Below are 22,323 nucleotides of genomic sequence, written 5' to 3'. Positions count from 1 at the left end.
CTGAGCCGCGTACCTAATAAAAGGAAATTCCGGGGTGAAACTGAGCGATATCGCACGTCTGGCAGGTGTTTCTGTCACTACGGCCAGTTACGTCATCAATGGCAAGGCCGAAAAACAGCGTATCAGCCCGGCAACGGTCGAGCGTGTCAAAGCCGTGGTCGAGCAGCACGACTTCCGGCCCAACCCGCAAGCGGCGGGCCTGCGCAGCCGTCATAGCAAGACACTGGGCTTTATCCTGCCCGACCTGGAAAACCCCAGCTATGCGCGTATCGCCAAATTGCTCGAGCAAGGCGCGCGTAGACTCGGTTATCAACTCCTTATCGCCAGTTCCGATGACGACCCCGCCAGCGAGCTGCAGCTTCTGCAGCTGTTCCGAGCACGCCGTTGTGATGCACTGCTGGTCGCCAGTTGCCTGCCGACCGGTGACGACAGCTACCGCGAATTGCAGCTCAAGGGCACGCCGATCATCGCCATCGATCGGGAAATGAATCCCGAGTTTTTCTGCTCGGTGGTCAGCGACGACCACGACGCCTGTCAGCAACTGACCCACAGCCTCCTGCAAACCCGACCGCGACACATCGCCCTGATCAGCGCACGTCCTGAACTGAGCATCAGTCGCGCGCGTGCCGCCGGCTTCGAACACGCACTCGACGGGTTTACCGGAGCCACCATCATCGAGCACGGCGAAGCGTTCAGCCGCCAGTGTGGTCAGCGTTTGATGACCGAGATGCTACAGCGCCAGGGACATCTTCCGGACGCGTTGATCACCACGTCCTACGTGCTGCTGCAAGGCGTGTTCGATGTACTGCAGAGCCAGGCACTGCAATCAACCCAATTGCATCTGGGCACTTTCGGCGATACTCAATTGCTGGATTTCCTGCCGCTGCCCGTCAACGCCATGGCCCAGCAACACCAATTGATCGCCGACAAAGCCCTGCAACTGGCGCTGGCGGCTATCGAGAAGGATGACTACCAGCCAGGCGTGCATGCGATTGCCAGGGCCTTCAAGCAACGTATTCACGAGGCGTGAATGTGACGCTGATCGATACCCACACCCACCTGGATTTTCCGGACTTCGATGCCGACCGCGCTCAAGTGCTGGACAACTGTCTGGCGCTCGGCGTGCAGCGCATGGTGGTGCTCGGGGTGTATCAGCGTAACTGGCAGCGGCTTTGGGAACTGACCGAGGCCAACCCCGCCCTGCACGCAGCGTTCGGCATGCATCCGGTGTACATCGATGAGCACCGCACTGCACACCTGACCGAGCTGGGCGACTGGCTGACGCGCCTGCAAGGCCATCCGCAGCTGTGTGCGGTAGGTGAGATCGGTCTGGATTATTACGTCGAGCAGCCGGACAAGGTGCGTCAGCAGGCGCTCTTTGACGCGCAATTGCAGCTGGCGAACGACTTCAACCTGCCCGCCTTGCTGCACGTGCGACGCAGCCATGCCGATGTGATCGCGACGCTCAAGCGCCACAAGCCACAGCGCAGCGGCATCATTCATGCGTTTGCCGGAAGCCGCGAAGAAGCGCGCGAATACATCAGGCTGGGGTTCAAACTGGGTCTGGGCGGAGCCGCGACTTGGCCGCAGGCTTTGCGCATGCATCGGGTCATCGCCGAACTGCCGCTGGACAGCGTGGTGCTGGAAACCGACTCACCGGACATGGCGCCCGCCATGCACCCCTATCAGCGCAACAGCCCGCAGCATTTGCCCGACATTTGCGAGGCCCTCGCGGGGCTGATGAAGATCAGCCCCGAGCGCCTGGCCCAGGCGAGCACGGACAATGCCTGCGAACTGTTCGACTGGCCTCGCCTGTCACACACCTGATGTCACATGCCTGAGCCTGCGCGGCCAGGATCGAATCAGAGCAGAAGGGTCCACAGGGCGAACCCCGCGTACCAGACCACCGCAGCACGTACCAGCAGCTCCCAGAGCATGTCGAGGCCGGTAACGCCCTGCGCCCCCATCATCGGCGGCGGAACCTCGCTGGCGGCGCAGCCGACGCGCGTGATCAGTTGTGCAGCAGTGATGTTCCAGTTCAGCAGCTCATGCAGCATCACCCGGGTGACCGCCACAAAATTGCCGACCAATGCGAAGCTGGCGGCGAGCAACCTGACCGGTACCCAGTCGAACGCATGGCGCAACTGCCCTGCGCGTTCCACCAGTGCGGGTGTCTTGCCGTGCTCGACAGCAAGTGCCAACAGCCTGTAGGCCAGCGCAGCCACCGGGCCGAGTACGAAGTACCAGAAAATCACGGCGAAGAAACTCTGAAACGCCTGCCAGAGCAGGTAGCCCTGCACACCCTGCAGCAATTGCTCGCTGTTGTCCGCCTGCACGCCCATGTCGCGCTCGGCCACATGCACCGCCGCCTGCACATCGCCACGTCGGCAGGCATCGCGAAACGGCCCGAGCACCGCAATCAGGTCAACCCGGCCAAGGCTGTAGATCAACACCAGCAGGTGAATGGGCAGAAGCAGCCAGCCATAGGCCACCGAGCCGATGATGGTCAGCGCCAGTTGCAGGATCAGCACGGGCACAAGCACCAGCAGCGCCAGCATTACCCACGGACGTGCCGAGGTCCGCGGGCTGGCCTCGAGTTTTGCCAGTTCTTTCAGCCACGGTCCGTCACGCTGAACGCGCTGACGCAGCGCAGAAAACTTTTCGATAAGAACGGCCAGCAGTAGCACCAGAAAACTCATTGTTCGTCCCTCACATCAATCCAGCAAAGCCGCTCGAAACCTGGCCCAGTCAAAACAGGGCCCAGGATCAGTCTTGCGTCCCGGCGCCACGTCACTGTGACCACAGATACGCTCGGGGGTGATCGCCTCGAACGCCTGACGCAACTGTCGCGTCAGGTCGATCAGCGCGTCGTATTGCGCATCGGTGAAAGGCTGGTCATCCGTCCCCTCCAGTTCGATGCCGACAGAAAAGTCATTACACCCCTCCCGGCCCTGAAAACTGGAAACACCGGCGTGCCACGCACGATCAAGACAAGAGACGAACTGAATGACCTCGCCATCACGTTCGATCAGAAAATGCGCTGAAACGCGCAGATCGGCAATCCCCACAAAGTAGGGATGCTCGTCGATGTCGAGCTGATTCTGAAAGAAAGCCTGCACCTTGCCGGTCTTGAACTGCGCTGGCGGCAGGCTGATGTTGTGGATAACCAGCAGCGAGATTTCGCCTTCGGGTCGCGCATTGAAGTTGGGCGAGGGGCAATGCTGCACGCCGTCGCACCAGCCGCTTGCGGAGTCCAGTTGCATGAATGCTCCTTGAACGGGGGGGAATAAGTAGCACTGATTATGCCCGTGACAGGAGCCTATGTGGGGGCCTGGGTACGGATCCGCGATGTAGGAAACACGCTGTAGACGGCAAGGATCCTTGGCTCAGCGGCGTGGACTGCAGGCCGACGCGGGGCGTCGGCACCTTAGTCAAACGGGTATCTGGCGACAGGCACCGCCACCAGTCAGGCGCCCTTGAGCTTGCGCAGATTGCTGATGACAGACTCCAGGGCCCGGTCGAAGAGCAGCGCGTCGTCGAGAATACGTACCGCGCCGCGACGAAATTCGACGGCAAGGCCGGTGCGGGTCTTTTCCAGAACCTTCATGCCGGTACGATTGACGAACACATAACGCCCGGTCGGCTCGACAATCGCGGTCAATTTACAACGCAGCTTGTGCTCTTCATCTTCCTGAATCTCGACCCAGCAACCGACCCGCAGCTTGTCGACCATCTGCAGGCCTGCGTCATCGTCAGGTAACTGGACCACCGGCTCATTGAGCATCTGCTCTTCAGGTGTGATGAGGACGATTTCTTCAACCACCGCCATCATCGGCGGGCCTTCGACGGCCTGGCCGTCTGCCTGCGCAGTATCGCCTTGCGCGGTGCCACCCTCGCCTTCCTGCAAGCGCGAGAAGTGCTGGAACGCCTGGACGTGCAGCGACTCCAGCTGGCTGAAAAAATCGCTGGTGGCAAACGGGTCGAACGCGGCACTGGTCAAACCGTCACGCAGCGACTTGAGCAGTCCCGGCACCAGATCCAGCAGGCGCTGCAGGGCGTGCGGGTCATCATGCAGCTCGACGCTCCAGATCAACTCGTCCATGGTCTCCAGCCCGGCCTGCCACTCGCTGGACTCCTCGCCATGCTTGAGGCAGGTCAGCAGCAGGACCTTGCTCCAGGCCTCCTGCAACAGCCGCACAACAACCTCAGGCAAGGTTTTGCCCAGCAGGCGCTGATTCAGTTCGTGTTGTACCTGCTGCCGGGCCAGTTCGGCACGCGCGCGGCCTTCTTCGGCATCGCGGGTGCGCTGCTCAAGCAACTCGCTGCGGCGACGTTCGTCACTGGTGAAGGCCAGAAAATCCGCCAGCAATTCGGAGAAGATTGCCGGGTCATCGACAAAGTCATTGAGCAGGCGCTGCACGATCTGCTCGACGCGCTGATACAGCGAGTCGCGCTGATAGTCGTCACGACCACCCCAGCCCAGCGCGGCAGTGGCAATTTCGTTGAGCAGGCGGCGGGCAGGATGACTGCCGCGGCTGAAGAAGCTTTTGTCGATGACCGCCACTTTGAGCATCGGAATCTGCAGGCGCCCGATCAGAGCGCGCAATGACGGCGTCAGGTTGCGGTCATCGAGAATGAACTCGAACAGCATGGCGATCAGGTTGATGACATCCTCATCACCGACCCCGACGATTCTGGATTTGCCGGTTTTGACGTTGACTCGCGTCAGCAGCTGTTCCAGCTGATTGCGCAGGTCAAAGTCGTCTGAAGTGTCCTGCGACGGCACATATTGCTGCAGGTGAGACAGCAGGCGCAGCAGGTCCCGGCTGGAAATCGGACGCACTTCGGCGTTGGGTTCATGGCGCGGCGCGAGGTTGCCGCGAACGTGCAGCAGCAGTTCCTGCAAGGCCGAGAAAACCTCCTGCACACCCTTGTCGAGCTTGTCGGCGGCTTCGTTCAGGACAGGGTCGGACATCTCGGCGGCGCGACTTCTCGGCGCTGCCCGGTCGGATGAGCGCCGGGCCGGCAACGCTTTCATGTCCGGCAATACACCGGTGGCAATCAGCAACTGATTGGCTTCGCTGTACAGATCGTCCGTATTGGCCAGGACGTACTTCTCGAACAGCTTGAGAATGATCAGCTTGACCTTGATCTCGACGCCAAGGCTGCGCCCGGCCTCCAGAAAGAATCTGCAGAGCATCGCCGGCCCCAGCGGGTTGGAGTCTTCGGCAATGGCTTGAGGAATGAGGACGTTCAGGCGGGCAGTGAGCTGGCCCAGGGCGAGGGCGTCACGGCTCATGACCTTGCTGACCATGGCATCCACGGCCACGGTCTTCTCGAGATCATCGTTGTGCACCAGCGACAGCTTGTCGAAAGACACAGCGGCCGGAAGCACGGGTTCCTGAATCTGATACTGACCCAGGACCAGGAAGGACTCGTAGAACTTGTCGAGAAAGCCACGTTCTATGCTTTTGCGCTTGAGGCGCAGGTCACGCATGGCTTCAAAAAAGATGTTCTGCTCAGTGTTGCTGCGCGCGCGGTCAGCCATTTCGAACAGCGTGTCGTCGGCGTTATCGAACAACGCCTGCAATGCGTCCTTGAGCTGCTGGGCAGCCTTGTCGCGAACCTGCAACAACACAACAGGTAATCGGGCCAAAGGAGTACCCGCCCCCTGTAAAGGGAACGATTTGCTCAACGGCACTACTTTTTCGTCGTTCGGCATTACACCCCCTGACAGGAAACAACCTGAACCCCATCACAAACGTGGCTTGCTACCCTCGCACTGTGAAGCGACCCCCTTGGCCTTGCGCAACGTCAAACCCATGGCGTCAATTACAAGTCGGATTATCTTTCAAAACTTGTCATCAGCGCCAGTCAGACTTTTCTTTCACTTTCGCAAAGGAAGCGGCAAGACATTCATGTGCAGCGATAGACCGCGATATTCGCGTTCCATCGCAAACGAATTTGCCAAACCGACCAACTGCACGTTCCCGGAGGTAACACCCTGGCACTGGCGCAGGTGGGTAAGCGGGATGCGGTGCCTTATACTCGAACGACTTTGCTACTGGAGCCCGCTATGCCGAATTTACGAATTGCCGACCTGACCGCCGAGATCGAGGCCAATGTGCGTCGCGCGTTGCTGGAGGATGTCGGCAGCGGCGATATCACTGCTCAATTGATTCCGGCAGAGCGACTGGCCAAGGCCACCATCATTTCCCGCGATGCAGCGGTGATCGCCGGTACTGCCTGGGTCGATGCGGTCTTTCGGCAACTGGACCCGCGCGTCGCCGTGCACTGGCAAGTGACCGATGGCGATCGAGTCAGCCCGAATCAGGCCCTGTTTCATCTTGAAGGCCCGGCCCGCTCGCTGTTGACCGGCGAACGCAGCGCGCTCAATTTCCTGCAGATGCTCTCGGGAGTGGCCACGCGGGCGCAGTACTTCGCGGACATGGTCGCAGGCACTCAGGTCAAACTGCTGGATACCCGCAAGACCCTGCCCGGCCTGCGCATGGCGCAGAAATACGCAGTCACCTGCGGCGGCTGTCATAACCACCGTATCGGGCTGTACGACGCGTTTCTGATCAAGGAAAACCATATTGCAGCCTGTGGCGGCATCGCCCAGGCAGTGGAAGCGGCGCACGGGATTGCACCCGGCAAGCCAGTGGAAGTCGAGGTGGAGAGCCTGGGTGAACTCAAGCAGGCGCTGGACGCAGGCGCCGACATCATCATGCTCGATGAATTGAGCCTTGATGACATGCGCGAGGCCGTGCGCCTCACCGCGGGCCGTGCCAGTCTGGAAGCCAGCGGCGGCATCAACGACGATACCCTGCGGGTGATTGCCGAAACGGGTGTCGATTACATTTCCATCGGTGCGATGACCAAGGACGTGAAAGCCGTGGACCTGTCCATGCGCCTGAGCCTCTGACCCATCGCGCACAGCCAACTGTCACTATTCGCTCGGGAGTAGACGCTTTGGAACAATGGTTTGTAATGAACGCGGGCAAGCAACTCGGCCCGATGGACGCGGATGCTGCACGGCTGATTGCCCGTGAGTCGCCCGGTGCGTGGTGCTGGAAGCAAGGCATGCCGGACTGGCAGCCGATCTATCAGGTGCCGCAGGTGCGCGCCATGAAGAAGGACGGTGTGACGCCTTTCCCTGAGCCGACGCCGGACATGATCCAGCCCAAACCGTCGGGGCTGCCCGCGCAGACAGCCTCGATACCCGCGCCGGCCTCTGTACCCGCCAGACGCCCTTCGTTTACGCCTGATCCGAACGCCTCGGGCGGCTATGGCCTGGCGCAGACCACCGATGGCGTGGACTTCAAACTGTACGGCACGGAAACCCAGTTCATCGAACTGGAACTTGACCCAGGCGAAAGCGCCGTCGCCGAAGCCGGGGCGATGATGTACAAGACCTGCGACGTGCAGATGGAAACCATCTTCGGCGACGGCAGCAATCAATCGTCCGGGCTGCTGGGTTCGCTGTTCGGTGCTGGCAAACGCATGCTGACCGGCGAGAGCCTGTTTACCACAGTGTTTTCGCAACAGGGTTCGGGCAAGGGCCGCGTGGCATTTGCAGCGCCCTACCCCGGCACGATCCTGCCGCTCAACCTGCGCGATTTCGGCGGCAAGCTGATCTGTCAGAAAGACAGTTTCCTGGCCGGCGCCAAAGGCGTATCCATCGGTATCCAGTTCCAGAAGAAAATCCTCACCGGCCTGTTCGGGGGCGAAGGTTTCATCCTGCAAAAGCTGGAAGGCGACGGCTGGGTGTTCGTGCACATGGGCGGCACGGTGCGCAAGATCGAACTGGCGGCAGGCGAAGCGCTGGATGTCGACACCGGCTGCCTGGCAGCCATGACCCAGACGGTCGATTACGATATCCGCATGGTCGGTGGCGGCATCAAGTCGATGCTGTTCGGCGGTGAAGGGGTATTCTTCGCCAGACTGACCGGCCCTGGCACGGTATGGCTGCAAAGCCTGCCCTTCTCTCGACTGGCCGGGCGCATGCTGGCCGCAGGGCCGGCAGGCGTAGGCAGAAGCGAACGTTAACTTCAGCATTACGTTATTAGATTGGAGAAATCCCGACTATCGTGCGGCGCTCTGCGTCGCATGCCGTTCCGGACGCTCCGCGTCCTCTTGACGACGCAGAGCGTCGTGAACTGCATTCCCACGCTGGAGCTTGAGGAACGATCATCTCACTATCGTGCGGCGCTCTGCGTCGCATGCCGTTCTGGACGCTCCGCGTCCTCTTGACGACGCAGAGCGTCGTGAACTGCATTCCCACGCAGGAGCGTGCGGAACGATCATCTCACTATCGTGCGGCGCTCTGCGGCGCATGCCGTTCCGGACGCTCCGCGTCCTCTTGCGACGCGGAGCGTCGTGAACTGCATTCCCACGCTGGAGCGTGAGGAACGATCATCGCAACTATCGTGCGGCGCTCTGCGTCGCATGCCGTTCTGGACGCTCAGCGTCCTCTTGGCGACGCAGAGCGTCGTGAACTGCACTCCCACGCTGGAGCGTGCGGAACGATCATCTCAACTATCGTACGGCGCTCTGCGTCGCATGCCGTTCTGGACGCTCCGCGTCCTCTGGCGACGCAGAGCGTCGTGAACTGCATTCCCACGCTGGAGCGTGAGGAACGATCATCGCAACTATCGTGCGGCGCTCTGCGTCGCATGCATTTCCGGACGCTCCGCGTCCTCTTGCGACGCAGAGCGTCGGGAACTGAACTCCCACGCTGGAGCTTGAGGAACGAGACGCTCTAACACCCAATAAAAAACCCCCGCCATCGCTGGCGGGGTTTTTTGTTGGGCGCTGCTCGGGTTTAGCCGATTGCCACGCCGTGAGCTTCTGCCAACGGCTTCAGACCGCCGGCAAAGCCCTGGCCAATGGCTTTGAACTTGAACTCTTCGCCATTGCGATACAGCTCGCCGAAGATCATCGCGGTTTCGGTCGATGCATCTTCCGACAGGTCGTAGCGAGCGATTTCCTTGCCGTCAGCCTTGTTCACAACGCGGATGTAAGCGTTGGAAACCTGGCCAAAGCTTTGCTTGCGCTCTTCGGCGGAATGGATGGTGACCGCGAAAACCAGCTTCTTCACTGCCGCTGCCAGGCCAGTGAGCTTGACCGTTACCGACTCGTCATCGCCTTCGCCGGCACCGGAACGGTTATCGCCCAGGTGCTCGACCGAGCCATCAGCCGATTTCTTGTTGTTGTAGAAAATGAAGCTGTTGTCGTCCAGCACTTTGCCATTTTCGCCAACGATGAAGATCGACGCATCCAGGTCGAACTCGGTGCCATCGGTCACACGCGGATCCCAGCCCAGGCCTACGGTGATTTCTGTCAGGCCCGGAGCCTCTTTGGACAGGGAAACGTTGCCGCCTTTACTCAGACTTACTGCCATGTTCTTGATCCTTTCCAGAAAAGTGGTTGGGCGTGAATCAGAAATTCATGCCGAAAGAGTTGGCCAATGCTTTTAGGCCCCCCTTGAAACCGCTACCAACGGCGCGGAATTTCCACTCGCCGTTATTGCGGTACAACTCAGCGAAGATCATTGCGGTTTCGGTAGAGGCATCTTCAGCAAGATCGTAACGGACGACTTCCGCGCCCGACTTTTCATTCACTACGCGAATGAAAGAGCGGCTCACCTGGCCAAAATTCTGGCCACGACTTTCTGCGTCATGAATGGTCACCACGAATGCGATCTTGTCGACGTCAGCAGGCACACGGGTCAGATCGACCTTGACCACTTCGTCATCACCATCACCTTCACCGGTACGGTTGTCACCGGTGTGCTCGACAGAACCGTCGGCGCTCTTGAGCTGGTTGTAGAAAATGAAGTCAGCTTCACTGCGGACCTTGCCATTGGCGTCCAACAGGAATGCGCTGGCGTCCAGGTCGAAATCCTGTCCGTCAGTGGCTCGCGGATCCCAGCCCAGACCGATCAATACGTTGGTCAGGGTCGGGTCGGTTTTCGACAGCGAAAGGTTGCCACCTTTTTGCAGAGTCAAAGCCATGATTCGTTTATCTCCTTTATCCAGTGTTTACGCTTTTTCTTCCGCGGATTCGTCTTTGCCCGGGAAGAGCAGGCTTGCAACGATACCGATGATCAATACGACGACTACCACCAGCAGGCTGGTGTTGGCGCTGATCTCGTAACCGTGATGGAACAGGTGGTTGGTTGCGTTCAGGCCCAGTTTGACGGCGATGAAGAACAGCAAGGCGATAACCGCTTTCTCCAGATGCACCAGGTAACGTTTGAGGGCTTCAAGTACGAAATACAAGGTACGCAGACCAAGAATCGCGAAGAGCATGGCCGAGAATACGATCAGCGGCTCGCGGCTTACGGCGATGATTGCAGGCACGGAGTCGAACGCGAACAGCACGTCGGAGATTTCCGCCACAACCAGACACAGGAACAGCGGGGTCGCGAACAGAGCGCCTTTGGCCGCCAGCGTGATACCGGCGTTTTCAGGCTTTTTGACTTCCTGCTCCAGCACCGAGCGACTGACGAAGAAGTTGCTGCCGTGCAGTTTTGGCCACACCGGGAACAGCTTCTTGGCGAAGCGATAAGCCATGTGTTGCGAGTAGTCGACTTCTTCGTCGTCGTCATCGCCCGCCCTGAGCATCATGATGGCTGTCCAGGCAACGATGACCGCAAACACCACTTCGACCCATGGACCCAGCGCCAGCAAGCCGGTACCGATGGCGACGAAAATGCCGCGGAAGACGATGGCGCCGATGATGCCCCAGTACAGAACGCGGTGGCGCAGGCCATCCGGAATCTTGAACCAGGAGAACAAGGCCATGAACACGAACAGGTTGTCGACGCTCAACACTTTTTCCAGCGCATAACCGGTCACGAACAGCGTGGCGACTTCAGAGCCGTGCTGGACATACAGGAAACCGGCAAACGCCAGCGAAATGGCGACCCAGAAAATCGACCACGCCGAGGCTTGCGCGAGGGTGATTGGCTTGTTTCCCCGGTGGGAAAACATGTCGATAGCCATGGCCGTAACGGCCAGACCGACGAAAACCGCCATCGTGAGTGGAGGGAAGCCTAGAGAGGTGCTTTCCATTTAACTGCGTTCCTTAGGGTAAAAATTACAGGTCGAAATCGGACGGGTTGAGGCCAAGCTCTCGACAGATCGTGCGGCAGACTTCCCGCTCTTTCTCATCGAAGCTGCCATCGGCGCCACCGATAGCACAGCAGACGCGCACCAGCAAACGGGCAGCATCTTCTTTCTTTTTGATCTTGCCGATGGTTTTCAAGGCCTCGGCGCGACCAATTTCAAAATCGAACTCGAACTTGGAGCAGGCTTCCTGGAAGCCCTGGATGACGTCCTTCATGTCGAAAACTTTCAGTTCCTGAGAGTTCTGAATGAAGCCGGCCATTTTCTGCTTTTCACTGGAGCTGATATCACCGTCTGCGGCCGATACCAGAGCACAGCCGGAAACCACAGCCTCCATGAATTCGCGATTCTTGAACTTCGAGACTTCCGAAGCCAGCTTGTCGCGAGCAGCTGTTGCGTTTGTTTTCAACCAGTCCAGCATGTCTATCTCCCATGAGGCGGCACAGCCAGCCCAGAAATACCACGGTATTGTTTACTTGGAACCGGCAGCCCAGCGCATACCCCATCCGTAGGCTTTATCCATGTTGCTGTGGCCGTTGTGGAAATCCACACGACGCGTCACCTTGACCGCACCGTTGTCATTTTCCAGCAGGGCAATGGCACACATGCCCTGACGACCACCCTCTTCATTGAGGCGAACCTCGATGGGCGGCTGGCCCGGCGCGTGAATGGTGACCACCCCGTCGGTTTCCTTCCAGTTCGGCGCACCTTCATAGATGAACGCGTAGACCAGAATGCGACGGATCTTGCTCCAGTGCGCGCCATTGATATGCAGCCACTCACCGTCGCTGATCGACCCGGTACGATCATCGCCCATCAACTTGATGAAAGGCTCGGTGTTGAGCGAACCGAACGAGTTGCCCAGCGCCTGAACAGCGCCTTTGAGACCGTCCTGCATTTCGAAGAGGCAGCCTACATCAAGGTCGATGGCATTACTCTTCTTCATAGAGAAGAAGCCGCCGCCCTTGCTGTCGTTACGACGGTTCCAGTTCAGGTTGACCCGAATCTCACCGAAACCGGCACTGGATTTTTCCAGGCTGATCGACGCACGGGTCTTGTCGAGCGTGATCTTGCTCAGACTGACGGTCGACTTCAGTGCAGGTGCAGGTGCAGGTGCAGGTGCAGGTGCAGGTGCAGGTGCAGGTGCAGGCTGATCCTGCGGCGCAGCGACTTCAACACCGAAGTTTTTCGCCAACGGCTCAAGGCCGCCGGCAAAACCCTGGGCCACGCAACGGAATTTCCATGCCCCCTGACGAAGATAGAACTCGCCCAGAATCAGCGCGGTTTCTTTCATGCCGCTGGTCGGGATATCGGCTTCGATACCGCCGGTGATGTTCAATGCCAGGCGTGACACGCTGCCAAAACTGGCCTTGTTCTCATAGATGGTCGCCGTCAGGGCAACCTTCTCGATGACCGAATCCAGACGGCTCGGGTCAAGACTGAATACCGCGCGTCCGGCTGAGGCTTCCGTCTGCTGCAGCGCACCGCCGTTCACGCTTTTCTGGCCGTAGAAACACATATCCTGATCGCCACGGACCTTGCCGGACGCGGTCAGCAGGAACGCAGACACATCGATATCCGCGTCCGCGAGCGGAGCGTAAATAATTTCCACCGTCAGCGGACCGGCAGCGACCGGCGCGTTGGCGCCCGTGACAAGTTGGGTCATACGCGTATAGCCCCGATCGCCAGCTCGACCAGATCATCAGCAGTGCGACCGTTGGTGACCTGGCCGACTGCGGTGAAATCCCAGCCCGATGGCGTGCGCGTCAGGTAGGACATCACAACGCCGGTGTGCTGGCCTTTTTCGGACAGATCAAAGCGGCCCAGTTCATTACGGCTGCCCAGATCGACAATACGGCAGTAGGCATTGGCGACTTTTTCGAAATTCTGACCGGTGAACGAATTGACGGTGAACACCAGGTATTTGACGTTGGCAGGCAGTTTTTCCAGATCGACGCTGATGGTTTCATCGTCGCCCGCGCCTTCGCCGGTCCGGTTGTCACCCGAATGCTGAATGGCACCGTCAAGCGATTGCAGTTGGCGAAACCAGACCAGATCGAGGCGCCCTTTGGCAGCGTCAAGCATGATGCACGAGGCATCAAGGTCGATGTCGCCACCGCCACCACCGAGCAATTTTCCGAAGAAACCACTGGCTTTTTCAGGGTCCCATCCAAGTCCCATGCTGACTTTCTTGAGGCCTGCACCAGCAGTTTTCTCGAGTGAGATCGTCTGGTTCTTTGCCAAAGTGAGTGCCATTTTTCGCTCCATGTGACGTTGGATTTCGGATAAAAGTGTTACAGCCTTACCGTGTTGGCCCGTCTTTGCCATCAGGATTGTGTAACTTGGCGTTAACGGGGCCTTTATAGCGGCCTCGACGCCACGTCGGATGGAACAAACGCCAGTGCGCATCCTGAGCAGCGGCGAGCAATTCGTGGTCACCCCGGGTGTCGCCCCAGGCGCGAACCCGGAACTGGGTCAGTGGCCCGTAGACACTCTCCAGGCGTGCAACTTTCGAGTCGCAACGGCAGTTGCTGCCTTCGATCAAACCGGTCAACCTGCCGTCGATCACTTCCAGGTTGGTACCGATCAGCTCTACTTTCAGACGATCAGCGAAGGGTTGCAGGACCATAGCAGGCGATGCTGAACAAAGCGTGACAATGGCGCCCTTCTCGATCTCAGCGGCGATGGACTCCAGCGCTGCGGGGCGCATCAGGCGCTTCCAGTGCGACTGGCAGAAGGCTTCGGCCTTTTGTTGCAGCCATTGCACTTCAACACCGCTCAGAAAAGCCTTGATCAGACGGCCCTTGAGTTCATCACGGGTCAGGCGCTTGGCCAGGTAGCCGATGCTGGGCAGCACCAGCCGCGCCATGCGCACCGAAAAGGCACGTTGCCCGAAGGCGAATTTGAGAAACGGGACAAAGCTGTCATGGCGGGTAATGGTCCCGTCGAAATCGAAGACCGCCAGCAGGCGCTGTTCCACTTCGATTTCAAGGTCGGGCCCTACAGGCTCAAGATCGGGTCCTGCGTTTTGAAGGTCAGGTTCTATCATCTAGCTAACTGCCTCAGCGAGTCGAATGCTGGCATCCATGATCGAAGCGGGTGCGGATAACACTCCATGCCATTTGGCGCGCTCCATGATGTGGGTTGCCCATTTATAGTGGGTAGCCGGTTCACACATCGCATCGTTGTACTTGAACACTGCGGGCGCCACAGAGTTCAAAATCATCCGGGCGGAGTTCATGTCCTCCAGACTGACGCGTAGCGCATTCTGAATGATATTGACCTGCGAGGGGTGAATTGCCGTTTTACCGACCAACCCATTGGTAATATCCAGCGCCAGCTCATGCTGCAGAATGTCCGGAGTGGCCAGTTGCTCGAAGACCGGTGCGGTGAGCGCAAAGCCCTGCGCACCCATGACGCCTGCCAGCATGGGGATGACATACCCCATTGGCGTCGAATACAGGGTCATGGCCGGATTGCGGCGCAGCCCTAGACAGCCCATCAGGTCATTGCCTCCGATGCGCAGCGCAATGATCCGCTCGTACAGGCTGGCCTTCAAGGCTTCCCCCAGCTCGACCATTGCTGCCGGATTGAACACCTCCGGAGTTTCCAGTGTAGGCATCAACGCCAGCGCCGGGTTGGTGACGGCCTGCTCCCAGCTCGTCAGACTTTTCAGCGAGAGCTTGGGAACAACGAAACCGTCGACGTGCGCCATCAGCGGCCAGTCGTTGAGGATTCGCGCCATCGCCGCGTCTCTCGGACGCACGAACAGCAGCGGACCGTTGGCCGGACGACCGCCACGATCGCGGATACGGGTGAGTACCTGACGAAGATTGATCAGTGCCGTGTCGACATCGGTCAGTGCCACGGCGTCTTCCAGACAGACAACCAGCGAACGCAGCTCGGGAATCTTTTCACCGAACACCACATCGACGATGTCGTCCCGGGTCGCGGGCATGTACAGCGTTGCCCCCAGCGCATAAGGCGAGAATAAGGCCATTAGCTCAGACTCCGAATGATGGTCACGGCCCGATAGGGCCCCAGGAGATCGCCCACTTCTTCGACGGGAATCCCCGCTTTTTCGGTCAGGTGCAACAGCAATTGCACGTCGCTGTCAGCCAGGTTGCGCACCAATACGTGATCCGGCACGCGGCGCATGACCGCTCTGGTGGCTTCGGCAATGCCCGGCTTGATGCGATTGAAGTTATTGATCCTGAAGCGCTCGGCCAGACGGTCGACCACCTGTGATGCGGCGGCCTTGAGTTCGGTTCGCTGAGGCAGCGTCCAGGGTGTCAGTGTGAGCGTAGAACTGTTTTGACGACGCTGGCTGTCGATCTGTTCAATAAAAGACTGCGTGACGTCGTGGTCCAGCAACTGCTCGTACACCACGCAACCGTGCAGCCCGCCGTCCGTCGGCCAGATAGAGCGCGACACCAGACCCGACACCGTGGCGCCGAGAATGCCGGACGGAATCACCCAGTCCTCTGCCGACGCTGCCAGCCAGGCGCTGCCACACGGATCGGCCAGCACCACCAGCCGAGGTTGATCCGGGAAACGTTTATCGCCCGCCAGGCTGCGACGGATCTCCCCCGAAATCGCGCCCTTGCCGGTCCAGCCGTCGACGAACACGATGTTCTGCGCACCGTGGGCCTGAATGATGGCTTCAAGCGCCACCGTATCAATGCCGCGATCACGGACGATACTGATGCCGTAGTGGTGCGCTTCGCGACCCAGATCGATCAGCGCCCGCCGCAACAACACGCCCAGTGGCAGACCGGCGCGCACGAACGACACCAGAATGATTTCAGCGCCTGCGCACTCGCGGGCGAGCGCCTGGGCCAGGGCCTGTACATCGTCGGCCATGCGCGCACCGTTCTGCTCGAGCGCCCGCTCATACAGCGCCTTGTGAGCTGCGCTGGGGGCCGACTCTTCGCTGATCATTTCCGAATAGTGCTTCTGTCGCGTCTGAATCAGGCGTTCCTTCTCCTCGACGCTGGTGGTCTGCAGCGCCACGCCGCGCAACAGAAAATGCACATCATCGTGCAGGTAACTGCCGCTGCCGACCGTATCGAGCCCGTGAACGGGATCACTCATGCGCTGCTCCGACAAACATTTTCGCCAACTGACTGCGGGCAGGTGTCGCCCACCAGTGGCACTCGTCCATGAAACCCAGATCGGTGATGCTGTCGCCAAAACCGAGCACCGGGCGTTCGCCATTGATCGCCTTGTCGCGCCGCAGCCACTCCTGGACTGCGTAACGCTTGGCCAGCCCCTCGGGCAGGAAGGCCAGATTGTTGCCGTTGCCGTGGATATGCATGCCGTCGAGCAAGCCCCGCGCCTGCACTTCGGCCAGCACTTTGCCGAGGATGCGGTCATCGCTCTCGTTGTGCTTGGTCACCACGTAATGGAACAGCTGCGCCTCTTCGACCACCCAGCCGCGCAGTGAAACCCCCAGCTCCTGACCGATCGCCAGTGTCGTCGCCGACAGCTCATGCAGGCGTGACTGGTAGCTGGCCAGGGTCCGTTTCATCTGCTCGTTCCAGTCATGATCCAGCCGCCCCATGACATCAAGCATCACGCCACCATGGGAGCAGATCGCGCCTGAGGTGAACGGCAGTTTGACCCGGCTGTAAGCCTCGACACTGCGCGCCGTCACCGGCACCACTTCGGAATGCGCCAGCAGCCAGTGCGCGAACGACTTCTGCACGTTGGTCATGTAGCCGTTGGCATTGCCAGTGATGTCCAGCGTCGCAACGTGTTTTTCAATGTCAGTCGGCGTTTTGCGGGCAGTCTGGAAAAGCGTGTCGTCCAGATCGACGAAGATCAGCGGGCGGTCGTTACTCATCGCAGATGACCTCGGCGTTCAGTGCTTCGATCAGCTCGGCAGGCACGGCCTGCCTTGGGGTTTCGGTACAGATCAGCACCCGGTCGAACTGACCCGGCCGCACGTTGTAGAGGAAGTTGGGGATGCCCAGGCCATAGTTGTCGGAGAACGACAGGGCATGGTCGATGGCGTGGCCGAGTGCAATCGGTGAACGGCTGGTGGAACTGAAATGCACGTCGGCTCCGGCCTTCTCCAGACGCTCGGCGAGCAGGAACGGACGCCAGACGAATTCACTGGTGCCAACCACCAGAATGCGTTCGCCCTTTTTGACGGTGATGCCGGGTGCCAGCGTATCGGCCACCGAGAGCACACCCATGCGCCCCCAGTCGTTGGCAGTGACCAGCGGCCAGTCACCCATGGCGACGGTGCCGACTTCCGGCATATCCGGCAGCGGCGCGCTTAGGTCTTCATCAAAAGAGTACGAGCCTTGCAGCAGCGAGACCTGCTCTGCCACTGCGCCCATCGAGGTACTGACCGCGCCCGCCGACCAGTCGGTGAGCACGCAGGTCACCACCCGCTCGAGCTTGCTCAACCCGGCATCGACCAGCGCCTGATGCAGATTGATGAAGGTCTTGCCCGTCGACGCCTCGTCATCGACCAGCACCAGCGAACGCGCGCCGAGCATCATCTCGCGTAGCGTTGGATCAACGGGCAGGTGGATCAGGTGTGCGCTGGCATGGCTGTGCTCTTCTTCAAAGCGGGCGAACAGTGCGCTGCCGGTCGGATGGCGCGTGCTGACCATGTACAGGGCATCCGCGCGCGTTGCGCTATAGGCACGGTGTACGCCGGCGCCGAGTCCGACAGCCGTTTCGGCCATGCCGATGACCAGCACCGGGCCGGGCAGATCTGCGGGGATCTTGTGCGCCAGGTCCTGAAAACTCTTCAGCATCACGCTCGGGCGCGCAGGGATGTGGCGTCCCAACACTCGGGACACGAAGAGAAACGCGCGCTTGGGGTTACGCCGCTCAGCGAAGCCGAACAGCGAATCCGGAGCGATGGTCGACGAATCGACGCTGACATCGAGGCGACCACGAAGCAGATCAGCACGAAGCTTTGTAGGGTTGGAAAAAGCTGCGCTGCTGTCCATCGATAAATTCCTGATTAACGGGGCCGCAGCCCCTGACGCCTGCGGATCAGGCAGGCAACACCGACTTCACTGGCGAGAGGCTTCAACGAGCCATAACGACGACTGAGCGGTGCGCGAGATTTCTGTGGTGGTGTACGACCTTTCCGGGCGGGCATGCGCAGCGTCGATGCGGCACGCCTGCAGAAAGGCCAGCAGCAATGCGGACTTCACGGCGAAGTTCATGTTTTGCCCGTCCGGTACGGTTGAGGTCACCATGCCAATCACCGCGCCACCGTTGTCGAATAACGGGCTGCCACTGGACCCCGGCTGTATCGGTGCCGTGAACTGAAACAGGCTGGCATCGTTGTGCAGGCCGAACAGACCGGAGATACCGCCCTGAGTCACCTGCAACCCGCCACCTGAAATGGATGCCAGTGGATAGCCCAAAACCGCTACGGTATCACCCGGCTCACAGCCCTGCCCGTCCCGGAATGTAACCGGAGACAACGGCGGCGCACCCTGCACGCGCAGCAGCGCGATGTCATTGCGACGGTCGATGACCACTGGCTCGGCCTTGTAACGGCCTTCAAGTGAAGTGATGTAGAACACGCCCATGTCTTCGATGACATGCGCACAGGTCATGACGTGCGCCGGGCCGACCACGAACGCCGTGCCGGTCGCCGACTCATGCCGAGGACCACCCGAGGATCCGCCAGACGGACGACGAGGATGGCGATCATCCACGTCCAGTCCGATCTTGCGCCCGAATGCCGACAGTCCATACGCCGAGCCTTCGCTCAGCGCGCGGAATTTCCATTGCTCATTGCGCTGGTAAAACTCGCCGATGATGATCGCCGCTTCGCCGTTATCGCGCAGGTCCAGGCGGTGCTCGATGTCGCTATCCACTTTGAGGTGCAGGCTGCCGATATCACGGATCGGCCCCATGGCCGCATAGACATAGACCATCAGCAGCACGCGATCACTGCCTGTCGGCAACCTGTCCAGCCTTAACGTGCAGCCAACGTCCTGAGGGCCGCCGCTCCACTCCATCCAGCCTTGTTCCTGATGCAGCAGCGCCGGATCGCCCATCGGCTGGCGCTTGTCGTTGACCGCCAGCAAGGCGACCGCTGCGTACTCACCAAAAACCGAAGACTTACCGCTCTCCAGGTTCCAGGTGCAGTGGGCGTCAGCTAAAGCAGTGTTTGCACCTGGCGCAAGAAGCTTCATGCCCGATCCTCCCTGATAAGAGCGATTAGTGATAGCAAAAATCTATTATCACGATCAAACGGAGGCCCGTACAGCGACCGTGATGGCCTTGACGCGGATATCTTCGAGCCAATGTGTTTCCGGTTCTTTCAAGCCGAGACGCCGTGCCGCGAAAATACCCGGCAGGTTGACGCCGGTTTCACGGGTGTAGCCAATGCCGCCTGAATAACGCGGGTTGATCTCCAGCAAGCGCGGCTTGCCATCCGCGTCGTCGCGGGTCTGCACATTGATAAGCCCGTCGCAGGCAAAATGCTCCGCCGCACGTACCGCGAGCTGTACCGCGTCGCTGTCACGCTCGAAAGTCTGATTGAGCCCCACCTTGCGCCGCCCGACGAATGCAACCGCCTTGCCGTGCTCGCAAACCATGTCCACCGAACACTCACTGCCCGGCATGTACGGCATGAGCAGCATGGCGGGAACATCATCAGCCTGACGATAAGCATTAAGGTACGCCTGAAAGGTCGTCTCACGCGCATCCGGGTTGGCGAAACAACGAAAATCGTCAACGTCGGTCTTGAAGCGCCAAAAACCGCGCCCGTAAATCCCGACCACCGGCTTGATGCACACCTCGCCAGACACCGCCAACGCATCGTAAGCCGCCTGCAACTCCTCGGCATTGCTGACGGCAATCCCCGGAATACACGCCAGCCCCGCCGCCTCGGCCGCCGCCGTGAAACGACTCTTGTCATCGACGTCCATGAAGGTCTGCTGGGACGTTCCGCCGGTAACGAGGTCCAACCCTTCAGCGACAAAACGCGCACGCTGCGCTTCGTAAAAGCTGCCTATCCGCCCGGCGACAATAATCTTGACGCCCAGCGAGCGAGCGGTCTGCAGCACCCAGTCGATACGCTCGTCGTTATCGACCGGCTCTTGCAGCGCCACATCGGCCTGCCCGGTGATTTCGGAGCGCTGCTGGCGATGCGAAGCGATGATCTGCACCGACGCAGGCAGCACATCGCGCGCGCCTATGATCACTTCACGCTGGCTGGATTGCCCTTCAAGGAACCAAATCATGTCAATCTCCGGAAGACAACGCCGTCAGCAACGGCCTTGTCGAATTTTGTAATAACTGTTTTGCTTCGAAATGTTCGGATTAGGGCAAAGTCACGCAATTTTTAACAGAGGACGCTGGTATGAAGTGGCTGAGAAGGTCGATTTGGCTTGTGGTATTCGTTGCACTGGGGATCGGCGCATTAAGCCTCTACTACGTCCTGCCGCGCCATGATGTCGTGATGATCACCGGCGTGGAAGTCAAAAGAATGGACGCCGACGGCGTCATCAACGCCGAAAACCCGGCAGACGGCCCGACCCGCGACGTGTACTTCATCAACACCGAAGACCCGGACAGCAAGAAAGTCGTGGTCTATCGCAACGAAGACACCGGCTGGAGCTTCCCGTGGTACTTCAAATTCGACTCCGCCGACATCCAGGCCAAAGCCCAGGGCTACTCGCGTGACTCCCAGCAACTGGCTTTGATCCGTTACTACGGCTGGAGGATAACCATCCTGTCGATGTTTCCCAATGTGACAGAGGTTGAGGCAGTGACGAGTCGTGATCAGCCATTTCCGATTTTTAACACGATCTTTTTTGTGGTGGTGGGGTTGCTGGTGGTGATGGTTGTGGTTGGGGTCAGGAGGAGGTTTAAAGGGCGGGCGCGGGTTGATGGGGTTGTGAGGTAACTTTCGTACTTTAGATACTGCGAAAAGCCCGGTCTATGATCGGGCTATAGATGGAGCTGCTGGAACTTGCGGGCGGTAGAAAACGCCCATGGCACACGAAAGGCTGCGCCGCCTTCGATTAACAAAGCCTGCTCGGTAATTGAAGGCCACCACTTGACCAGGTTTTCTGCCTTGTTCCAGTAGGTCATTTTCCCCCATTGCCTGGCAAGACAGAAAATGGGCATCCCACACTCCCGGAATGCCCGACGCTCAGCGTCTCCCTTGGAAAACTTGTCCTGAGACACGACCGCCCAACCGCCCTCTTTTTTGAGATGGGTCACCCATTCAATATCAGCGGAGTTGGCAGGGAATCTTTCACGCAGCGATACCACTGAGTGACCTTCACTCTTGGTCAGCTCATTGAGCGCTCTGGCGATGGCGGGCGGCAGGTTGTTATCGATCAAAAAATTCAAGCCGCGATCCTGTGCTCAAAATTAACTGCGGCTTCCACTGCCGCAGGCGGAATCTCATAGAGTAAAGCCACACGTTTCGCGTTCTGACCTTCAGCCAGATAAGAATGATAGATCGCTGCTGTGTCGATCCCCGTTGTTGCCAACACCGGTTTGCCAAAATTCCTTGCGGGGTCCAAAACGACTGCCTTGCTTCGCTTGACCGGATACCAGCGCTTTGCCGACTCTTCACCTGCGTAATCAATGCCCTCATATAGGGAAGGTGTAATGACCTGTTTAAAGGCATATTGCCGCTTCACCAGATCCAGCAGAGCCTCATCACCCGTCTCATCCAGAACCGTCGCAAAAATATCTCGTCCGTCAGTCTGAAAACGTCTGCACGTAAACGGGTAGAGCTGACCGAACATTTCTCTGGCTTGTAACGAGGCGCTGCGGATCGCTTGCAAGCTGACGCCGTGCTGGCGAAATGCGTGAACAAAACGAATTTCCAGCAGGTCGTGGAAACCGAGCAGCTTGTCGTTCAGAAATGCGACCTCTGGCGTCCAGAGGCCGGGGTGATCGACGCCTGCCACGCTATAGCCAAACATCCATCTGCGAATGTCCTTTGCTGGAATGCCAGTGTATGAGGACGCTTCTGCTGGGGTGTATAGGCCCACACCGAGGAGGCGACTGGGTAATGCGGTGGTGTTCATAGCCCCTCTCTTCTCATGTGTGGAGTAATCAGGTGGGTAATTCTGGGCTTGATTCGGATATCAATCAACGAACGTTTTGGTAACCGAAGTGAATCAGGAAGTGACCTAATGCAAAAGCTGAAATGTCCTACAATGCCATCGCATAACACCAAGCA

Annotated in this window: 23 protein-coding genes; 5 read left to right on the top strand and 18 right to left on the bottom strand. The window is 59.3% G+C overall.

The window, feature by feature from the left end:
• The first annotated feature begins 34 nt into the window (after positions 1-34).
• Both cra and QRN50_RS20205 read left to right on the top strand, forming a co-directional pair.
• On the top strand, positions 35-1,030 hold the full coding sequence (cra, locus tag QRN50_RS20210) for a catabolite repressor/activator (RefSeq protein ID WP_003406606.1): 996 nt from the start codon (positions 35-37) through the stop codon (positions 1,028-1,030).
• A complete protein-coding gene (locus QRN50_RS20205; RefSeq protein ID WP_162886053.1) occupies positions 1,027-1,827 on the top strand; it encodes a TatD family hydrolase in 801 nt (266 codons plus the stop codon). The genes cra and QRN50_RS20205 overlap by 4 nt, the downstream gene beginning before the upstream one ends.
• Positions 1,828-1,862: 35 nt before the next feature.
• On the opposite strand, the gene ampE is transcribed toward QRN50_RS20205, so the two are convergent.
• From ampE to QRN50_RS20190, 3 genes are all read right to left on the bottom strand, one after another.
• On the bottom strand, positions 1,863-2,699 hold the full coding sequence (ampE, locus tag QRN50_RS20200) for a regulatory signaling modulator protein AmpE (protein ID WP_096127320.1): 837 nt from the start codon (positions 2,697-2,699) through the stop codon (positions 1,863-1,865).
• A gap of 15 nt (positions 2,700-2,714) precedes the next feature.
• Positions 2,715-3,263, bottom strand: a complete 549-nt coding sequence (gene ampD / locus QRN50_RS20195) for a 1,6-anhydro-N-acetylmuramyl-L-alanine amidase AmpD (protein WP_011266650.1) — start codon at positions 3,261-3,263, stop codon at positions 2,715-2,717.
• A gap of 203 nt (positions 3,264-3,466) precedes the next feature.
• Entirely contained in the window at positions 3,467-5,722 is a 2,256-nt protein-coding gene (locus QRN50_RS20190) for a DUF1631 domain-containing protein (protein ID WP_024639796.1), read from the bottom strand.
• Positions 5,723-6,076: 354 nt separating this feature from the next.
• Here QRN50_RS20190 and nadC point away from each other — a divergent pair, with 354 nt between their 5' ends.
• Complete coding sequence (gene nadC, locus QRN50_RS20185) at positions 6,077-6,925, top strand: carboxylating nicotinate-nucleotide diphosphorylase (RefSeq protein WP_096127319.1); 849 nt, start codon at positions 6,077-6,079, stop codon at positions 6,923-6,925.
• 47 nt (positions 6,926-6,972) lie between these two features.
• Positions 6,973-8,049 carry a TIGR00266 family protein gene (locus tag QRN50_RS20180; protein ID WP_158227023.1) on the top strand — a complete coding sequence of 359 codons (1,077 nt, stop codon included), beginning with the start codon at positions 6,973-6,975 and terminating at the stop codon, positions 8,047-8,049.
• 775 nt (positions 8,050-8,824) lie between these two features.
• Here the strand turns inward: QRN50_RS20180 and QRN50_RS20175 are convergent.
• The 13 genes from QRN50_RS20175 to QRN50_RS20115 form a co-directional block, all read right to left on the bottom strand.
• Positions 8,825-9,403, bottom strand: coding sequence for a TerD family protein (locus tag QRN50_RS20175; protein WP_003317757.1), 579 nt, complete (start codon positions 9,401-9,403; stop codon positions 8,825-8,827).
• A 37-nt stretch (positions 9,404-9,440) separates the two neighbouring features.
• Entirely contained in the window at positions 9,441-10,016 is a 576-nt protein-coding gene (locus QRN50_RS20170) for a TerD family protein (protein WP_011266647.1), read from the bottom strand.
• Positions 10,017-10,043: 27 nt separating this feature from the next.
• Positions 10,044-11,078 (bottom strand): TerC/Alx family metal homeostasis membrane protein, encoded by a 1,035-nt coding sequence (locus tag QRN50_RS20165; protein ID WP_024643081.1) that lies wholly within the window; start codon positions 11,076-11,078, stop codon positions 10,044-10,046.
• 25 nt (positions 11,079-11,103) lie between these two features.
• On the bottom strand, positions 11,104-11,553 hold the full coding sequence (locus QRN50_RS20160; protein WP_003371299.1) for a tellurite resistance TerB family protein: 450 nt from the start codon (positions 11,551-11,553) through the stop codon (positions 11,104-11,106).
• A 51-nt stretch (positions 11,554-11,604) separates the two neighbouring features.
• Entirely contained in the window at positions 11,605-12,798 is a 1,194-nt protein-coding gene (locus QRN50_RS20155) for a TerD family protein (protein ID WP_285427593.1), read from the bottom strand.
• Entirely contained in the window at positions 12,795-13,388 is a 594-nt protein-coding gene (locus QRN50_RS20150) for a TerD family protein (RefSeq protein WP_096127199.1), read from the bottom strand. The genes QRN50_RS20155 and QRN50_RS20150 overlap by 4 nt, the downstream gene beginning before the upstream one ends.
• A 46-nt stretch (positions 13,389-13,434) precedes the next feature.
• Entirely contained in the window at positions 13,435-14,181 is a 747-nt protein-coding gene (locus QRN50_RS20145) for an HAD family hydrolase (RefSeq protein WP_011266644.1), read from the bottom strand.
• A complete protein-coding gene (locus tag QRN50_RS20140; RefSeq protein ID WP_003406586.1) occupies positions 14,182-15,132 on the bottom strand; it encodes an HpcH/HpaI aldolase/citrate lyase family protein in 951 nt (316 codons plus the stop codon).
• Positions 15,132-16,226, bottom strand: a complete 1,095-nt coding sequence (locus tag QRN50_RS20135) for a cysteine protease StiP family protein (RefSeq protein WP_003406585.1) — start codon at positions 16,224-16,226, stop codon at positions 15,132-15,134. Before QRN50_RS20135 ends, QRN50_RS20140 begins: the two co-directional genes overlap by 1 nt.
• Complete coding sequence (locus QRN50_RS20130; RefSeq protein WP_003406582.1) at positions 16,219-16,977, bottom strand: HAD family hydrolase; 759 nt, start codon at positions 16,975-16,977, stop codon at positions 16,219-16,221. The genes QRN50_RS20135 and QRN50_RS20130 overlap by 8 nt, the downstream gene beginning before the upstream one ends.
• Positions 16,970-18,103, bottom strand: coding sequence for a phosphoribosyltransferase domain-containing protein (locus tag QRN50_RS20125; RefSeq protein WP_096127200.1), 1,134 nt, complete (start codon positions 18,101-18,103; stop codon positions 16,970-16,972). The genes QRN50_RS20130 and QRN50_RS20125 overlap by 8 nt, the downstream gene beginning before the upstream one ends.
• A gap of 66 nt (positions 18,104-18,169) precedes the next feature.
• The gene (locus QRN50_RS20120; RefSeq protein ID WP_096127201.1) at positions 18,170-19,309 is read right to left on the bottom strand and encodes a trypsin-like peptidase domain-containing protein; all 1,140 of its coding nucleotides are present in this window, start codon (positions 19,307-19,309) and stop codon (positions 18,170-18,172) included.
• 54 nt (positions 19,310-19,363) lie between these two features.
• On the bottom strand, positions 19,364-20,362 hold the full coding sequence (locus QRN50_RS20115) for an ATP-grasp domain-containing protein (protein WP_096127202.1): 999 nt from the start codon (positions 20,360-20,362) through the stop codon (positions 19,364-19,366).
• Positions 20,363-20,481: 119 nt separating this feature from the next.
• Between QRN50_RS20115 and QRN50_RS20110 the strand changes: the two genes are divergently transcribed.
• Positions 20,482-21,027, top strand: coding sequence for a DUF1523 family protein (locus tag QRN50_RS20110; protein ID WP_003317774.1), 546 nt, complete (start codon positions 20,482-20,484; stop codon positions 21,025-21,027).
• A 44-nt stretch (positions 21,028-21,071) separates the two neighbouring features.
• Here QRN50_RS20110 and QRN50_RS20105 read toward each other — a convergent pair whose 3' ends face one another.
• Together QRN50_RS20105 and QRN50_RS20100 are read right to left on the bottom strand one after the other, a co-directional pair.
• Positions 21,072-21,479 (bottom strand): PIN-like domain-containing protein, encoded by a 408-nt coding sequence (locus QRN50_RS20105; protein ID WP_024652517.1) that lies wholly within the window; start codon positions 21,477-21,479, stop codon positions 21,072-21,074.
• Complete coding sequence (locus QRN50_RS20100; RefSeq protein ID WP_096127203.1) at positions 21,476-22,168, bottom strand: DUF433 domain-containing protein; 693 nt, start codon at positions 22,166-22,168, stop codon at positions 21,476-21,478. Before QRN50_RS20100 ends, QRN50_RS20105 begins: the two co-directional genes overlap by 4 nt.
• Positions 22,169-22,323: the final 155 nt, after the last annotated feature.

This window comes from Pseudomonas sp. MEJ108, assembly GCF_030208985.1.
GTDB classification, from domain to species: Bacteria; Pseudomonadota; Gammaproteobacteria; order Pseudomonadales; family Pseudomonadaceae; genus Aquipseudomonas; species Aquipseudomonas fragariae.
The sequence above is the reverse complement of the archived record's forward strand: the minus strand, read 5'-3'. Positions and strand labels throughout refer to the sequence as shown.

Coding starts and splice junctions, on each gene's coding strand:
- ampE (WP_096127320.1), bottom strand. CDS start 2,699: ATGAGTTTTCTGGTGCTACTGCTGGCCGTTCTTATCGAAAAGTTTTCT.
- ampD (WP_011266650.1), bottom strand. CDS start 3,263: ATGCAACTGGACTCCGCAAGCGGCTGGTGCGACGGCGTGCAGCATTGC.
- QRN50_RS20190 (WP_024639796.1), bottom strand. CDS start 5,722: ATGCCGAACGACGAAAAAGTAGTGCCGTTGAGCAAATCGTTCCCTTTA.
- nadC (WP_096127319.1), top strand. CDS start 6,077: ATGCCGAATTTACGAATTGCCGACCTGACCGCCGAGATCGAGGCCAAT.
- QRN50_RS20175 (WP_003317757.1), bottom strand. CDS start 9,403: ATGGCAGTAAGTCTGAGTAAAGGCGGCAACGTTTCCCTGTCCAAAGAG.
- QRN50_RS20170 (WP_011266647.1), bottom strand. CDS start 10,016: ATGGCTTTGACTCTGCAAAAAGGTGGCAACCTTTCGCTGTCGAAAACC.
- QRN50_RS20165 (WP_024643081.1), bottom strand. CDS start 11,078: ATGGAAAGCACCTCTCTAGGCTTCCCTCCACTCACGATGGCGGTTTTC.
- QRN50_RS20160 (WP_003371299.1), bottom strand. CDS start 11,553: ATGCTGGACTGGTTGAAAACAAACGCAACAGCTGCTCGCGACAAGCTG.
- QRN50_RS20155 (WP_285427593.1), bottom strand. CDS start 12,798: ATGACCCAACTTGTCACGGGCGCCAACGCGCCGGTCGCTGCCGGTCCG.
- QRN50_RS20150 (WP_096127199.1), bottom strand. CDS start 13,388: ATGGCACTCACTTTGGCAAAGAACCAGACGATCTCACTCGAGAAAACT.
- QRN50_RS20145 (WP_011266644.1), bottom strand. CDS start 14,181: ATGATAGAACCTGACCTTCAAAACGCAGGACCCGATCTTGAGCCTGTA.
- QRN50_RS20140 (WP_003406586.1), bottom strand. CDS start 15,132: ATGGCCTTATTCTCGCCTTATGCGCTGGGGGCAACGCTGTACATGCCC.
- QRN50_RS20135 (WP_003406585.1), bottom strand. CDS start 16,226: ATGAGTGATCCCGTTCACGGGCTCGATACGGTCGGCAGCGGCAGTTAC.
- QRN50_RS20130 (WP_003406582.1), bottom strand. CDS start 16,977: ATGAGTAACGACCGCCCGCTGATCTTCGTCGATCTGGACGACACGCTT.
- QRN50_RS20125 (WP_096127200.1), bottom strand. CDS start 18,103: ATGGACAGCAGCGCAGCTTTTTCCAACCCTACAAAGCTTCGTGCTGAT.
- QRN50_RS20120 (WP_096127201.1), bottom strand. CDS start 19,309: ATGAAGCTTCTTGCGCCAGGTGCAAACACTGCTTTAGCTGACGCCCAC.
- QRN50_RS20115 (WP_096127202.1), bottom strand. CDS start 20,362: ATGATTTGGTTCCTTGAAGGGCAATCCAGCCAGCGTGAAGTGATCATA.
- QRN50_RS20110 (WP_003317774.1), top strand. CDS start 20,482: ATGAAGTGGCTGAGAAGGTCGATTTGGCTTGTGGTATTCGTTGCACTG.
- QRN50_RS20100 (WP_096127203.1), bottom strand. CDS start 22,168: ATGAACACCACCGCATTACCCAGTCGCCTCCTCGGTGTGGGCCTATAC.